This window comes from Dactylosporangium sp. NPDC006015 (assembly GCF_040614215.1).
In the GTDB taxonomy this organism is placed as follows: domain Bacteria; phylum Actinomycetota; class Actinomycetes; order Mycobacteriales; family Micromonosporaceae; genus Dactylosporangium; species Dactylosporangium maewongense.
Genome location: NZ_JBEXUD010000013.1, coordinates 123,820 through 137,496, shown reverse-complemented (window position 1 = coordinate 137,496; position 13,677 = coordinate 123,820). Strand labels below are relative to the sequence as shown.

General features: G+C 74.1%; 15 protein-coding genes. 10 read left to right on the top strand and 5 right to left on the bottom strand.

All coding sequences use genetic code 11. The annotated features are described in order from the left end of the window. Window positions 1-144: 144 nt before the first annotated feature. Both ABZ321_RS24430 and ABZ321_RS24425 read right to left on the bottom strand, forming a co-directional pair. On the bottom strand, window positions 145-759 hold the full coding sequence (locus ABZ321_RS24430) for a TetR/AcrR family transcriptional regulator (protein ID WP_354894919.1): 615 nt from the start codon (window positions 757-759) through the stop codon (window positions 145-147). A 129-nt stretch (window positions 760-888) separates the two neighbouring features. Next, window positions 889-1,590, bottom strand: coding sequence for an SDR family NAD(P)-dependent oxidoreductase (locus ABZ321_RS24425; RefSeq protein ID WP_354894916.1), 702 nt, complete (start codon window positions 1,588-1,590; stop codon window positions 889-891). Window positions 1,591-1,697: 107 nt separating this feature from the next. Between ABZ321_RS24425 and ABZ321_RS24420 the strand changes: the two genes are divergently transcribed. The 10 genes from ABZ321_RS24420 to ABZ321_RS24375 all read left to right on the top strand — a co-directional run bounded on the left by ABZ321_RS24420 (window position 1,698) and on the right by ABZ321_RS24375 (window position 10,669). Beyond that, window positions 1,698-3,020: a beta-ketoacyl-[acyl-carrier-protein] synthase family protein gene (locus ABZ321_RS24420; protein ID WP_344511070.1), complete on the top strand. Its 1,323-nt coding sequence runs from the start codon at window positions 1,698-1,700 to the stop codon at window positions 3,018-3,020. Window positions 3,021-3,100: 80 nt separating this feature from the next. Then, on the top strand, window positions 3,101-4,348 hold the full coding sequence (locus ABZ321_RS24415) for a ketosynthase chain-length factor (protein ID WP_354895170.1): 1,248 nt from the start codon (window positions 3,101-3,103) through the stop codon (window positions 4,346-4,348). Beyond that, window positions 4,345-4,608, top strand: a complete 264-nt coding sequence (locus tag ABZ321_RS24410) for an acyl carrier protein (RefSeq protein WP_344511068.1) — start codon at window positions 4,345-4,347, stop codon at window positions 4,606-4,608. The genes ABZ321_RS24415 and ABZ321_RS24410 overlap by 4 nt, the downstream gene beginning before the upstream one ends. Beyond that, entirely contained in the window at window positions 4,605-6,245 is a 1,641-nt protein-coding gene (locus ABZ321_RS24405; RefSeq protein WP_354894910.1) for an acetyl-CoA carboxylase carboxyltransferase subunit alpha/beta, read from the top strand. Before ABZ321_RS24410 ends, ABZ321_RS24405 begins: the two co-directional genes overlap by 4 nt. Next, complete coding sequence (locus ABZ321_RS24400; RefSeq protein WP_354894907.1) at window positions 6,242-6,724, top strand: biotin/lipoyl-containing protein; 483 nt, start codon at window positions 6,242-6,244, stop codon at window positions 6,722-6,724. Before ABZ321_RS24405 ends, ABZ321_RS24400 begins: the two co-directional genes overlap by 4 nt. A 5-nt stretch (window positions 6,725-6,729) precedes the next feature. Beyond that, entirely contained in the window at window positions 6,730-8,094 is a 1,365-nt protein-coding gene (locus tag ABZ321_RS24395) for an acetyl-CoA carboxylase biotin carboxylase subunit (RefSeq protein ID WP_354894904.1), read from the top strand. Further along, complete coding sequence (locus tag ABZ321_RS24390; protein WP_354894901.1) at window positions 8,091-8,900, top strand: SDR family NAD(P)-dependent oxidoreductase; 810 nt, start codon at window positions 8,091-8,093, stop codon at window positions 8,898-8,900. Before ABZ321_RS24395 ends, ABZ321_RS24390 begins: the two co-directional genes overlap by 4 nt. 16 nt (window positions 8,901-8,916) lie before the next feature. Then, complete coding sequence (locus tag ABZ321_RS24385) at window positions 8,917-9,825, top strand: aromatase/cyclase (protein ID WP_354894898.1); 909 nt, start codon at window positions 8,917-8,919, stop codon at window positions 9,823-9,825. Next, window positions 9,822-10,250 carry a nuclear transport factor 2 family protein gene (locus ABZ321_RS24380; protein ID WP_354894895.1) on the top strand — a complete coding sequence of 143 codons (429 nt, stop codon included), beginning with the start codon at window positions 9,822-9,824 and terminating at the stop codon, window positions 10,248-10,250. The genes ABZ321_RS24385 and ABZ321_RS24380 overlap by 4 nt, the downstream gene beginning before the upstream one ends. Continuing rightward, window positions 10,247-10,669: a nuclear transport factor 2 family protein gene (locus tag ABZ321_RS24375; protein ID WP_344511054.1), complete on the top strand. Its 423-nt coding sequence runs from the start codon at window positions 10,247-10,249 to the stop codon at window positions 10,667-10,669. The genes ABZ321_RS24380 and ABZ321_RS24375 overlap by 4 nt, the downstream gene beginning before the upstream one ends. 6 nt (window positions 10,670-10,675) lie before the next feature. On the opposite strand, the gene ABZ321_RS24370 is transcribed toward ABZ321_RS24375, so the two are convergent. From ABZ321_RS24370 to ABZ321_RS24360, 3 genes are all read right to left on the bottom strand, one after another. Beyond that, complete coding sequence (locus tag ABZ321_RS24370) at window positions 10,676-11,617, bottom strand: septum formation family protein (RefSeq protein ID WP_354894892.1); 942 nt, start codon at window positions 11,615-11,617, stop codon at window positions 10,676-10,678. Between the two features lie 102 nt (window positions 11,618-11,719). Beyond that, window positions 11,720-12,670 carry a septum formation family protein gene (locus tag ABZ321_RS24365; RefSeq protein ID WP_354894889.1) on the bottom strand — a complete coding sequence of 317 codons (951 nt, stop codon included), beginning with the start codon at window positions 12,668-12,670 and terminating at the stop codon, window positions 11,720-11,722. Continuing rightward, window positions 12,667-13,599 carry a septum formation family protein gene (locus tag ABZ321_RS24360; RefSeq protein WP_354894886.1) on the bottom strand — a complete coding sequence of 311 codons (933 nt, stop codon included), beginning with the start codon at window positions 13,597-13,599 and terminating at the stop codon, window positions 12,667-12,669. The genes ABZ321_RS24365 and ABZ321_RS24360 overlap by 4 nt, the downstream gene beginning before the upstream one ends. Window positions 13,600-13,677: the final 78 nt, after the last annotated feature.

Here is a 13,677-nt window from a genome sequence, read left to right as displayed (position 1 = left end):
TCTCCTATCGGATTAATAGGATTTTGGTCCGACTTCGCCGCTTGCGTCATTGCAGGGATTGGGCGCGGTCGTCGCTGCGGCTTTTACCGCTTACATTGAAGCGTATCGTAGGTAAATACTACGGTCAAGGTAGGAAATCAGGCGCTATCTGCGGCTCTTCGTGCGCCCCTGAGCAGGTGCAACCCGATACGCGCGGAGAAAAAGATCGGTGGCGTCGGCGCAGATCTCATCGATTTCCCAGGGCGCCAAAGCGAGCGTGCCATATTTCGACCGCTGCTGTCCCTCATAGGTGAGCTGGGACACGAAATGCGCCGCCGCCCGGTCCGGACGGTCCGCGCTCAACACGCCCTGGGCGGTCAGCACGGCCACCCGCTGGATCAGCCAGCCCAGCAGCTTCGGCCCCGACTGCGGCTCGTCCGCGCCGCAGGAGCGGTGCAGCTGCGGGTGGTGCGAGACCTCGGCGATGATCAGCCGGCGCAGCGCCGACACCTCGGGGTCGAGCGTCGCGGCGAGGAACTGCCGGCCGAGCCGCAGCAGGTCCTGCTCCAGCGCGGCCGGGTCGGTCAGCAGCGACTCGTCGAGCTCGGTGTCACGGTCGGCGCCGGTGCGCGCCTCGTCGACCACCGCTACGAACAGCCGCTCCTTGTCGCCGAAGTGGTTGTAGATGGTCTGCTTCGACACGCCCGCCTCGGCCGCGATCGTGTCGAGATTGGCCCGCTCATAGCCGGCGGTGATGAAGATCCGGGTCGCCGCGCGCATGATGGCGGTGCGCTTGCCGGGCAGTCCGCGGGGCGCGACCTCGGAGGGTGCCACCGTCGTGCTCGAACCCGCCACGCGTACCACCCCTCCGTCGCCCGTCGATCATACTAGACGGTACAGTCCAGACCGCTACCAGTCCAGACCGCCGTGCACGTCCACGACGCTGCCGTTGACGTACCCCGCGCCCGCGCCGGCCAGGAACACCGCGACCGCCGCGACCTCCTCGCCGGTGCCCGGCCGCCCCGCGGCGAGCCGCGGCCCGTACCTCGCCCACACCGCCGCGTTGCCGATGAGCTGCTCGCCCATGCCCTCCGCGATGATCCCCGGGGACAGGCAGTTCACCGTGATGCCGTGCGGCGCCAGCTCCACCGCCGCGGTGCGGGTGAGCGCCTCGATCGCCGCCTTCGACGCGCTGTAGGCCGCCGCCCCCGGCGTCGCCCGGGTGGCGAGCGCCGACGACAGCGTCAGGATCCGGCCGCCGCCGGCCCGCCGCAGCGCCGGGACGGCCGCCTGCACGGTGTGGAACGTGCCGGCCACGTTCGTGGCGAGCACGTCCGCGAACGCCTCCGGCGCCTGCCCGGCGACCGGCCCGGGGCGGCTCACCCCGGCGTTCGCCACGACGATGTCGACGCGGCCGAACCGCGCCTCGACCCGGTCGAAGAGGTCCCGGACCGAGCCCGGGTCCGTCACGTCGACCCGCTCGTCCGGCGGCTCCGCGGACCTCGCCGCGGCCACCACCTTGGCGCCCCGCGCTGCGAACGCCGCCGCGATCGTCCTGCCGATGCCCCGGGTACCCCCGGTCACCACCGCCACCCGCCCGTCCAGACTCATGCGGACAGCCTCCGCAGCCCCCGTCCACGGGTGCTACACAACACCTGGAGCCCGCCTCCAGGCCGGTCGTGGTCGCCGCTCCATCGGCCGCTGTCAACGTTCTCGGCATGGCAGATGCGAGGCGAGACCGGCGCCGGGTCGCCGGCGTTCCACGTGACGGGGCGCATGCGGCGGGGGACCGGCGCCGGGTGGCGATCACCGGCATCGGCGTGGTCGCCCCCGGAGGGGTCGGCACCAAGGCGTTCTGGGCGCTGCTCACCAGCGGGCGGACCGCGACCCGGACCATCACCGCGTTCGACGCCGGGGCGTTCCGCTCCCGGGTCGCCGCCGAGTGCGACTTCGACCCGGTGGCCGCCGGACTGACCCAGCAGGAGATCCGCCGCATGGACCGGGCGGCGCAGTTCGCCGTCGTCGCGGCCCGTGAGGCGCTCACCGACAGCGGTCTCGACTTCGACGCCCGCGACCCCGGCCGGACCGCGACCGTCATCGGCAGCGCCGTCGGCGCGACCACCAGCCTCGAGCGCGAGTACGCCGTGGTCAGCGACGCCGGCCGGCACTGGCACGTCGACCCCCGGTACGCGGTGCCGCACCTGTACGACTACCTGGTGCCGAGCTCCCTGGCCGCGGAGGTCGCCTGGGCGGCCGGCGCCGAGGGCCCCGCCGCGGTCGTCTCCACCGGCTGCACGTCGGGCCTGGACGCGCTCGGCCACGCCGCCGACCTGATCCGCGAGGGCTCCGCCGACGTCGTCATCGGCGGCGCGACCGACGCACCGATCTCCCCGATCACGGTCGCCTGCTTCGACGCCATCAAGGCCACCACCGCCCGCAACGACGACCCCGAGCACGCGTCGCGCCCGTTCGACCGCAGCCGCGACGGCTTCGTGCTCGGCGAGGGCTCGGCGGTGTTCGTCCTGGAGGAGCTGTCCGCCGCACGGGCCCGCGGCGCCCGCGTGTACGCGGAGATCGCCGGGTTCGCCGGGCGCGCCAACGCCTTCCACATGACCGGCCTGCGCCCCGACGGGGTCGAGATGGCCGAGGCGATCCGGGTCGCGCTCGACGAGGCCCGCCTCGACCCGACCGCCGTGGACTACCTCAACGCGCACGGCTCCGGCACCAAGCAGAACGACCGGCACGAGACCGCGGCGGCGAAGCTCAGCCTCGGCGCGCATGCGTACCGCACCCCGGTCAGCTCGATCAAGTCGATGGTCGGGCACTCGCTCGGCGCGATCGGCTCCATCGAGATCGCCGCGAGCGCCCTCGCGATCGAGCACGGCGTCATTCCGCCGACCGCCAACCTGCACGAGCCCGACCCCGAGTGCGACCTGGACTACGTGCCGCTGCACGCCCGGGAGCAGCGCACCGACACCGTCCTGTCCGTCGGCAGCGGCTTCGGCGGCTTCCAGAGCGCCATGGTCCTGGTGCGGCCGTGACCGCGCCCACCACGGAAGGCCGGGGCGCCGGCATCACGGAAGGCCGGGACGCCGGCATCACGGGAGGCCGGGACGCCGGCATCACGGGAGGCCGGGGCGCCGTCATCACGGGGATCGGTGTGGTGGCGCCGAACGGGTTCGGCACCGAGGACTACTGGCGGGCGACCCTCGACGGGCGCAACGGCATCGGCCGGATCACCCGCTTCGACCCGGAGCGCTACCCGGCCCGGCTCGCCGGCGAGGTCCGCGGCTTCGAGCCGCGCCGGCACCTGCCGAGCCGGCTGCTGCCGCAGACCGACCACATGACCCGCCTCGCGCTCGTCGCCGCCGACCTCGCCCTCACCGACGCCGGACTCGACCCCGCCGCCCTGCCCGCGTACGCGGCCGGGGTGGTCACCGCCAGCGCCTCCGGCGGCTTCGAGTTCGGCCAGCGAGAGCTGGAGAAGCTGTGGAGCCTCGGCGGCGAGCACGTCAGCGCCTACCAGTCGTTCGCGTGGTTCTATGCGGTGAACACCGGCCAGATCTCGATCCGGCACGGCCTGCGCGGCCCCAGCGGCGTCCTCGTCACCGAGCAGGCCGGCGGCCTCGACGCGCTCGCGCAGGCCCGCCGGCACATCCGCAAGGGGATCCCGGTCGTGCTGTCCGGCGGTGTCGACAGCGCGCTGTGCCCGTGGGGCTGGATCGCGCAGGTCGCCAACGGCCGGGTCGCGACCGGTGAGGACCCCGCGACCGCGTTCCGCCCGTTCCACCGCGACGCGGCCGGCTACGTGCCGGGGGAGGGCGGCGCGATCCTCGTCGTCGAGGACGCGGCCGCGGCGGCCACCCGCGGCGCCGCACCCCTGGCCGTCGTCGCCGGGTACGCCGCCACCTTCGACCCGCCGCAGGACAGCGGGCGGCCCGGCACGCTGCGCCGCGCCATCGAGATCGCCCTCGCGGACGCCGGTGCCGCCGGCGCGGACGTCGATGTCGTCTTCGCCGACGCGGCCGGGGTGCCCGCCCTGGACCGGGCCGAAGCAGACGCGCTCGCCGCCGTGTTCGGCCCGCGCGGCACCCCGGTGACCGCGCCGAAGACGATGACCGGCCGGCTCGCCTCCGGCGGCGCCGCGCTCGACGTGGCCACCGCGGCCCTCGCCCTGCGCGACGGCGTCATCCCGCCGACCGTCAACGTCGACGCCCCGGCCCTCGCCCACGACCTGGACCTGGTCACGTCGGCGCGCCCGGCGCGGCTGCGCACGGCCCTCGTCGTCGCCCGTGGGTACGGCGGCTTCAACGCGGCCGTCGTCCTGCACCACCCGACCGCAGCGCACCGACAAGGAGCAGCAGCATGAGCAGCAGAGAACTGACCGTCGACGGGGTCCGCGAGCTCCTGCGCGAGGTCGCCGGCGAGGACGAGACCGGCGGCCTCGACGGCGACATCGGCGCCGTGCCGTTCGAGGACCTCGGCTACGACTCCCTGGCGCTGCTGGAGCTCGCCGGGCGGGTCGAACGCGACTACCGGGTGCGGCTCGCCGACGACACCGTCGTGCAGGCCCGCACCCCGGACGAGTTCGTCGGCATCGTCAACCAGGCCCGGGCCGGTGCGCGGTGAGTTTCGCCCTGTGCGCCGGTTGCCGGATCCCGCTGTACGAGCCGAAGCTCGCCCGCAACCTCGGGGTGTGCCCCGAATGCGGGCACCACCACCGGCTCACCGCCCACGAGCGGATCGCCCAGCTGCTGGACCCGGGCAGCATGCACGCGCTCGACGCGCCGGTGTCCGACGCCGACCCGCTGCAGTTCCCCTCATACGGCGGCAAGGTGGATCGGGCGCGCGCCGCGTCCGGGCTCGCCGAGGCCGTCGTCTGCGTGCGCGGCACCATCGGCGGGGTCGCCGTCGTCGCGGCCGTCATGGACTTCCGGTTCCTCGGCGGCAGCCTCGGCTCAGCCGTCGGCGAGCTCGTCACCCGGGCCGCCGAGACCGCCCTGGCACAGCGCTGCCCGCTGCTGCTGGTGCCCGCGTCCGGCGGCGCCCGCATGCAGGAGGGCGCCGTCGCGCTCATGCAGATGGCGAAGACCAGCCAGGCGATCGGTCAGCTCGACGAGGCCGGGATCCTGACCGTCGCACTCATCACCGACCCCACGTACGGTGGCGTCGCCGCCTCCTACGCCTCGCTGTGCGACGTCACGATCGCCGAGCCGGGGGCGAGGCTCGGGTTCGCCGGGCCGCGCGTCATCGAGCAGACCATCGGCCGGAGGCTGCCCGCCGACTTCCAGACCGCGGAGTTCCTCCTCGAGCACGGCCTCGTCGACGCCGTCCGGCCCCGGGCGACCCTGCGCGACACCATCGCCCGGATCGTCGCCATCGGCAGCCGCCGCGAAGGGCCGCCGCACCCGGTGCCCGCCGGCGACGTCGTGATCCGCGACGCCGACCACCTGGAGGACCGCGACGCGTGGGACACGGTGCGGCTGGCGCGGGACATCGGCCGGCCCAGCACCGCCGACTACCTCGACCGCATCTTCACCGACGTCGTGCGGCTGCACGGCGACCGGATCTCCGGCGAGTGCCCGGCCGTCATTGGCGCACTGGCGAGGCTCGACGGGATCCCGGTCGTCGTCATCGGCCACCAGAAGGGGCACACCGCCAAGGAGCTGTCCCGCAGCCGGTACGGCATGCCGACGCCCGCCGGCTACCGCAAGGCGGCCCGGCTGATGCGGCTCGCCGCCAAGCTCGGGCTGCCCGTGGTGACGCTCGTCGACACTCCAGGCGCGTATCCGGGTCCGGAGGCGGAGGAGCAGGGGCAGGCGGTCGCGATCGCCGAGAACCTGCGGCTCATGGCCGGCCTGCCCGTGCCCGTCGTCGCCGTCGTCACCGGCGAGGGCGGCAGCGGCGGGGCGCTCGCCCTGGCCCTGGCGAACCGGGTGCTCGTCCTGGCCAACGGCGTCTACTCCGTCATCAGCCCCGAGGGGTGCGCGGCGATCCTGTGGAACGACCCGGCGCAGGCACCGCGGGCGGCCAGGTCGCTGCGGCTGCGCCCGGCGGACCTGTTGCGCCTCGGCGTCGTCGACGGCGTCGTGCCGGAGCCGCCCGACGGTGCGGCCGCCGACCACGCGGAGGCGGCGCGGCTGCTGCGGGCCGCGCTCGTCACCGAGCTGCGGTCGCTCCTGCCGCTGAACGCGCCTCGGCTCATCGTCGGCCGCCACGCCCGCTTCCGCCGCTTCGGCGCCCCGGTCGACCAGGTCGCGGCATGACGACCCTGGCGGAGGCCCGGGACGGCGCCGGGCCGGATGCGGCAGGGGTGCTGGACGCCGTCCGGCGGACCGTCCTGCTGCTCGCCAACGAGGCAGGGGCGCGACCGGAGCTGGTGCGGGTGTCCGTCGGTGACGTCGCGGTGGAGATCTCGTTCGGCGCCGTGCCGCCCGTCCCGGCCGCCGTGCCGACCGCGGACCGCAACGTTGGTTCCGTCGTACCGACGCCGCAAACGCCGACAAGAGCGGCGTTGACCTCGCCTGCGGTGGGCGTGTTCTACCGGGCGCCGGAGCCCGACGCCGCACCGTTCGTCGCGGTCGGCGACACCGTCACCGAGGGGCAGCAGATCGGCATCGTGGAGGCGATGAAGCTGATGATCCCGGTCCACGCCGAGCGCGCCGGCCGGATCGCCGAGGCGCTCGTCGCCGACGGTGCGCCGGTCGAGTACGGCGAGCCGCTCTTCGCCCTCGACGGCGGGTGACGGCGGTGTTCGGGACCGTCCTCGTCGCCAACCGTGGCGAGATCGCGCTGCGGGTCGCCCGGACCTGCCGGGAGCTCGGCATCCGCGTCGCCGCCGTGCACTCCACAGTGGACAGGGAGTCGGCGGTCGTGCGGTACGCCGACGAGACAGTCCAGATCGGGCCCGGGCCGGCGCGGCGCAGCTACCTCGACTACGCCGCCGTGCTCGCCGCCGCCGAACGGGTCGGCGCCGACGCGATCCACCCCGGATACGGTTTCCTGTCCGAGGATCCGTCGTTCGCCGAGGCGTGCGAGGCGGCGGGGTTCACGTTCATCGGCCCGCCCCCGAAGGTCATCGCCGCGCTCGGCGACAAGACCGCGGCGCGGGCGCTGATGGCGGCGGCGGGCCTGCCGCTGCTGCCCGGCGAGCCGGTCGACGACGTCACGCGGGCCGCCGCCGTCGCCGGCGGTGTCGGCTACCCCGTCATCATCAAGGCAGCGGCCGGTGGCGGCGGGCGCGGCATGCGGGTCGTGGAGCGCGCGGCCGACCTCGCCGACGCCTACCTGCGCACCCGTGCCGAGGCGCAGGCGCTGTTCGGCGACGACCGGGTCTACATCGAGCGGTACCTGCCCAACGGCCGCCACGTCGAGATCCAGGTCCTCGCCGACGCCCACGGCAACGCGGTGCACCTCGGCGAGCGCGACTGCTCCGTGCAGCGCCGGCACCAGAAGCTCATCGAGGAGACCCCGGCGCCCGGTGTACCGCGGGACGTCGTCGCGCGCATGGGCGAGGCCAGCGTCCGTGGCGCGCTCGCGGCCGGCTACGTCGGCGCCGGCACCTTCGAGTTCCTGCTCGACGACGCCGGGGACTTCTTCTTCCTCGAGGTGAACTGCCGCATCCAGGTGGAGCACCCGGTCACCGAGGCGGTCACTGGCCTCGACCTGGTCGCCGAGCAGCTGCGGATCGCCGCGGGGGAGCCGCTCGGCCTCACCCAGGCCGACGTCGCGCCCCGCGGCGTCGCGATCGAGTGCCGCGTCAACGCCGAGGACCCGGCCCGCGACTTCGCGCCCGCACCTGGCCGCCTGGACGCGTTCACCGTGCCCGGCGGGCCGTTCGTGCGGGTCGACACGCACGCGTACCCCGGCTACAGCGTCCCGTCGGCGTACGACTCGCTGCTCGCCAAGCTCATCGTGTGGGCGCCCGACCGGGACACCGCCATCGCGCGCGGCCGCCGGGCCCTCGCCGACTTCCGGGTCGACGGGCCGGGCGTGCACACCACCGCCGGCTTTCTCCGCGACGTCCTTGCCGACGCGTCGTTCCGCGCCGGCACCCACGACACCGGGCTCGTCGCCCGGCTGCAGTCCCAGCCCGAGACTCAGGAGGATTCATGACCGAGACAGCGGCGAAGCCGAAGGCGCCCGCCGGGCCCCGGCATGCGCTGGTCACCGGGGCCACCAGCGGGATCGGCCTGGCCGTCGCCCGTGCCCTCGGCGGAGCCGGCCATCGCGTGTACCTGTGCGCCCGCGACGCCGACGCCGTCGCCCTCACCGTGAAGGAACTGCGCGACGAGGGCCTCGACGTCGACGGGCAGGCCGCCGACGTCCGCGACACCGGCCAGATCCGCACCCTCGTCGCCGGCGCCGTGCAACGCTTCGGACCCGTCGACGTGCTCGTCAACAACGCCGGCCGCAGCGGCGGCGGCGTCACCTCCGCGATCGCCGACGAGCTGTGGGACGACGTCATCGCCACCAACCTCACCGCCGTCTTCCACGTGACCCGGGAGGCGCTCACCGCCGGCGGGCTCGAGAGGCGCCCCGGCGGCCGCATCATCAACATCGCGTCCACCGGTGGCAAGCAGGGCGTCGTGCTCGGCGCGCCCTACTCCGCCTCCAAGCACGGCGTCATCGGCTTCACCAAGGCCCTGGGCCTGGAGCTGGCCCGCACCGGGGTGACCGTCAACGCCGTCTGCCCCGGCTACGTCGAGACGCCGATGGCGCAGCGCGTCCGCGCCGGCTACGCCGCCGCGTGGCAGACCACCGAGGACGACGTCCTGGACCGGTTCCAGGCGAAGATCCCGCTCGGGCGGTACTCGACGCCTGACGAGGTCGCGGCGCTCGTCGGGTACCTCGTCACGCCGGCCGCGGACCCCATCACCGCCCAGGCGATCAACGTCTGCGGCGGGCTCGGCAACTACTAGGAAACGAGGACCGACGATGACTGTCTCCCATGAGATCACGGTCGCCGCGCCGCCGGACCGGGTGTACGCGCTGCTCGCCGACGCGGCCGGATGGCCGGCGCTGTTCCCGCCGACCGTGCACGCCGTGGCGACCCCGCTGTCCGACGGTGAGGAGCGGTTGCAGCTGTGGGCGACCGCGAACGGTGCGGTGAAGTCGTGGACCTCGCTGCGCACCCTCGACCCCGTCGCCCGGAGGATCACGTTCCGGCAGGAGGTGTCGGCGCCGCCGGTGGCGTCGATGGGCGGCGAGTGGCACGTCGAGGAAGCCGCTGACGGGCACAGCCGGGTCGTGCTCACCCACACGTACCGCGCGATCGACGACGACCCGTCGGGGCTGGCGTGGATCGCCGAGGCGGTCGAACGCAACAGCGTCGCCGAGCTCACCGCGCTGGAGGCCGGGGCGCTCGCCGACCCCGGCATCGACTTCACGTTCTCCGACTCCGTCGAGTTCGCCGGCTCCGCGCGGGACGCGCACGCCTTCATCTGGGACGCGCAGCACTGGCCCGCACGGCTGCCGCACGTCGTCGGCGTCGAGCTGGGCGAGGAGCCGGCCGGCGTGCAGCGCCTGCGGATGGAGACCCTGGCGAAGGACGGCTCCAGCCACACGACCGAGTCGATCCGGGTCGGCCTGCCGGGCCTGCGCATCGTCTACAAGCAGACCCGGCCGCCGGCGTTGCTGAGCGTCCACACGGGACGATGGACGTTCGAGGAGCGCGACGGCCACGTGACCGCCACGTCCCAGCACCGGGTGGTGCTGCGGCCGTCGGCCGTGGTCCCGGTGCTCGGTGAGGGCAGGACCGTCGAGGATGCCCGCACCTTCGTGCGCGAGGCGCTCGGCGCCAACAGCCTCGCCACCCTGCGGCACGTCGCCGGGGTGACCGCATGACGACCGCCGTCGACACCGGTCTCTACCAGCGGGTGCAGCAGTTCTACGCCGTGCAGATGCGGCTGCTGGACGAGGGCCGCGCCGAGGAGTGGGCGGACACCTTCACCGAGGACGGCGAGTTCGGCCAGGACCGCCGCCCCGCACCGCGCCGGGGCCGGGCGGAGATCGGGGGGCGGCTGCGCAAGGCCGCCGACGCGCTGGCCGCCCGCGGCGTGGTCCGTCGGCACTGGCTCGGCATGCTCGCCGTCGAGCCGCAGCCCGACGGCACCGTCACCACCCGCTACTACGCGCTCGTCATCGAGACCCCGGCCGGCGGGCAGTCCGCGCTGCACCTGAGCACCGCGGCCGACGACGTCCTCGTCCCCGACGGCGACACCTTCTTGGTCCGCCGCCGCCACGTGGTGCACGACGGCTGGACCCCGTGACGCTGCTCCCCTTCTACGTGCGGCAGCTGCACCTGCTCGACGCCGGGGAGGTGGACGCGTGGGCGGCCACCTTCACCGTCGACGCGGTCTTCACCCAGGTCGCCCCCGCCGGCAGGACGTTCGCCGGCGGGGCACCGGCGCAGCGTCGCGGGCGGGCGGCGATCGCCGGTGCGCTGCGGGCCGCGGTGGCGAAGCGCGCCGGCTCCGCCGTCGTCCGCCGGTACTGGCTGGACATGCTCGTCGTCGACCCCGCGCCGGGCGGTGCGCTGCGGACGAGGTTCGCCGCCTTTAACGTCGAGACGCCCGCCGCCGGCCGCCCGGTGGTCCACAACAGCACCACCGGCGAGGACCTGCTGGTGCCCGCGCCGGGCGGCTGGCTCGTCGCCGCCCGCCGGATCACCCACGACGCCGTCAGCTGACGGTGATCAGACGGGCAGGGCCTTCTTGCCCAGGCCCTTGATCGAGGCCTTGGCCTTCTTGCCGGGGTTGAACAGGGCGAAGCAGCGCTGGTTGCGCTCGCCGGCGTCCCAGTCGGCCTTGGTGAAGCCGTCCCAGGCCATGCCCATGTCGCTGCGGGTGTTCAGCTGGGACTCGGTGAGGCCCATGAACTTCGCGATGGCGGGCCAGCAGCGGTCGGTCGTCCACTTCTTCAGCAGATCGTGGGAGGGCAGCGCGCCGCCGACGCCGGCGCCGACCTGGACGGTGCCGACGAACTCGGCCTCGTGCGGCTGCGCGCAGTCGATCTGGGTGAGCGCCCGGATGTCACCCCACCAGTTGTCCTTGCCCTTGTCGCCGTTGACCTCGATGCAGTGCAGCGCCTTCGGTGCGGCGCCGGTCAGCGAACCCTTCAGGGACGAGCTGACCAGGGAGCCGGAGCTGTAGACGTAGACGTCGCTTGTCGCGTAGACGGAGCAGACGTAGGTGCGCAGGCCTCCGCTCCACGGTGTCCGGTTCGGCATCTGGACGTTGATGCCGAGCATGCCGGTGTGCCAGTCGCCGCCGACGTGGTCGCTGACGGCCTTGCCGCAGGCCGCGTACGCCGCCTTGGCGTCCTCGCTGCCGGCTGCGGGTGGCTCCGAGGCCTGCGCGGCGCCGCCCTCGACGGTGCCGGTCATGACCACCTCGAGCGAGTGCGGGCGGTCGCACGCGACCCGGGCGCCGAGCAGCGACGACGGGTTGTAGGACGGCTGCGCGTCCCGGTCCAGGCACGCCCCGGTGGCCGGCAGCTCGAACCGCGGCGCGGCGAGGGGCTGCCAGTCGTCGACCAGGTCGGAGTCGACTCCCGGGACCTTGACGCCGCAACCGGACAATCCGAGCAGCACGGCGGCGAGGGCGGCGGCGATCGCCGTCCGGGCAGGCGTCAACATCTTCTCTCGTTCCCCCGTTGCAGCGCCACCGTTCGGTGGCGACCACGACTGTCTTCGCCGCGCGACGGGATGTCAATGCCGATCCGGTCACACCTGCCCAGGTCAGACCGGAAGTGCCTTCGTCGCGATCCCCTTGACGGACGCGCGGAGCTTCTTGCCCGGGTAGGACAGGGCGACGCAGCGCTGGGTGCGGTCGCCCGCGTCCCACATCGCCTTGTCGAAGCCGTCCCAGAAGACCCCGATGTCGCGGCGCGAGTCCAGCTGGGCCCCGGTGAGCCCCATGAACTTCGCCACGGCGGGCCAGCAGCGTTCGCCCGCCAGCTTCTGCAGCTGATCGGTGGAAGGGAGCTCGCCTGCGATGTCCGCGCCGACCTGGACGGTGCCGGCGAACTCGGCCTCGTGCGGCTGCGCGCAGTCGACGGGGGTCATCGCACGGACCTCCTCCCACCAGCCGTCGGAGCCCTTGTCGCCGTTGACGTCGAGGCAGTGCATCGCCTTCGGCGCGGCGCCGGTCAGCGAGCCCTTCGACGAGCCGGTGGACGACCCGATCCGGCCGAAGAAGTCGCTGAGGACGAGGACCGAGCAGACGTAGGAGCGCAGCCCGCCCTCCCAGGAGCGGCGCGCGGGCATCTGCATGGTGACGCCGAACAGGCCGGTGTGCCAGTCGCCGCCGACGTAGGCGTCCGCCGCCGGGCTGCACGTCTTGTACGCCGCCCGGTACGCCTCGCCGCCCGGCCCACCGCCCGGCTCGGGTGGCACGGCCCGCTGGGCGGCGCTGCCGTCGACGGTGCCGACCAGGACGACCTCGAACGTGTGGTCGCGGTCGCACGGGGTCTCGGCGTCGCGCACCGTCGACGGGCTGAAGGTCGTCGTCGCCGCGCTGCCTTCCAGGCACGTCCCGACGGCCGGCAGGTCGAACTTCGGCGCGGTGAGGGCCTTCCAGTCGTCGATCAGGTCGCCGTCCGCGCCGGCGGGCGGCAGGGTGCAGCCGGACGCGCCGAGCAGCACGCCGGCCAGCACGGCGGCGATCGCCGCCCGGGTACGTGCCGTCATGCCGGGAATCCCTTCTTGCCGAGCCCCTTGACCGTGGCGCGGGCCTTCTTGCCCGGGCGGAAGAGGGCGAAGCAGCGCTGGTACGGGTCGCCGGCCTCCCACTGGTATCTGCCCATGCCGTCCCAGGCGGCCCAGAACTCCTCGCGGGCGTCGAGCTCGTTGCCGCTGAGACCGACGAACCTGGCCACGACGTCCCAGCACGGGCCGAGCGACCGCTTGCGCAGCACGTCGGAGGCGGGAAGGGAGCCGGTGGCCGGGCCCACCTGGATGGTGCCGGCGAACTCGGCCTCGTGCGGCTGCGCGCAGTCGATCGGGGTCAGCGTCGACATGTCTTCCCACCAGCCGTCGGACCTGGTGGTGCCCGTGGCCGCCAGGCAGCGCAGCGCCCTCGGCGCGGCGCCGGTCAGCGAGCCCTTCAGCGACCCGGTGTTCATCTGCATGACGCCGTAGGCGTCGCTGAGCGCGACGACGGAGCAGACGTAGTCGCGCAGCCCGCCCTGCCAGGCCTGGCTGGTCGGCTGCCGCACATCGATGCCGAGCAGGCCGGTGTGCCACTCGCCGCCGACGTAGCCGGCGACCGCCTTGCCGCAGGCCGTGTAGGACGCCTGGAAGCCTTCGCTGCCCGGCTTCGGGGGCGCCGGCGCCTGCGCGGCGCTGCCCTTCACGGTGCCGACCAGGACGACCTCGAGCGTGTGGGCCCGGTCGCACTCGATCGGGGTGGCCACGGTGTAGGCCGGGTCGAACGGGGTCTTCGTCGTGGTGCTCAGGCACGCCCCGACGGCCGGCAGGTCGAACTTCGGCGCGGCGAGCGGCGGCCAGTCGTCGGTGAGCTCGCCGTCGACACCGGCGGCGGTCAGGCCGCAGCCGGACGTGCCGAGCAGCAGCCCGGCGAGGACGGCGGCGGCAGCCGCCCGGACAGCACGCTTCATCGACTCTCGTTCCCCCGTGGATCTCCACCCGGACGGTGGAGATGATGACTGTCTGCGGTCGCCGGCCGGGATGTCAAC

Excerpts from the sequence above, each read along its gene's own strand:
- ABZ321_RS24365 (WP_354894889.1), bottom strand. The coding sequence starts at position 12,670 with ATGACGGCACGTACCCGGGCGGCGATCGCCGCCGTGCTGGCCGGCGTG.
- ABZ321_RS24430 (WP_354894919.1), bottom strand. The coding sequence starts at position 759 with ATGCGCGCGGCGACCCGGATCTTCATCACCGCCGGCTATGAGCGGGCC.
- ABZ321_RS24420 (WP_344511070.1), top strand. The coding sequence starts at position 1,698 with ATGGCAGATGCGAGGCGAGACCGGCGCCGGGTCGCCGGCGTTCCACGT.
- ABZ321_RS24385 (WP_354894898.1), top strand. The coding sequence starts at position 8,917 with ATGACTGTCTCCCATGAGATCACGGTCGCCGCGCCGCCGGACCGGGTG.
- ABZ321_RS24410 (WP_344511068.1), top strand. The coding sequence starts at position 4,345 with ATGAGCAGCAGAGAACTGACCGTCGACGGGGTCCGCGAGCTCCTGCGC.
- ABZ321_RS24370 (WP_354894892.1), bottom strand. The coding sequence starts at position 11,617 with ATGTTGACGCCTGCCCGGACGGCGATCGCCGCCGCCCTCGCCGCCGTG.
- ABZ321_RS24400 (WP_354894907.1), top strand. The coding sequence starts at position 6,242 with ATGACGACCCTGGCGGAGGCCCGGGACGGCGCCGGGCCGGATGCGGCA.
- ABZ321_RS24425 (WP_354894916.1), bottom strand. The coding sequence starts at position 1,590 with ATGAGTCTGGACGGGCGGGTGGCGGTGGTGACCGGGGGTACCCGGGGC.
- ABZ321_RS24360 (WP_354894886.1), bottom strand. The coding sequence starts at position 13,599 with ATGAAGCGTGCTGTCCGGGCGGCTGCCGCCGCCGTCCTCGCCGGGCTG.
- ABZ321_RS24380 (WP_354894895.1), top strand. The coding sequence starts at position 9,822 with ATGACGACCGCCGTCGACACCGGTCTCTACCAGCGGGTGCAGCAGTTC.
- ABZ321_RS24390 (WP_354894901.1), top strand. The coding sequence starts at position 8,091 with ATGACCGAGACAGCGGCGAAGCCGAAGGCGCCCGCCGGGCCCCGGCAT.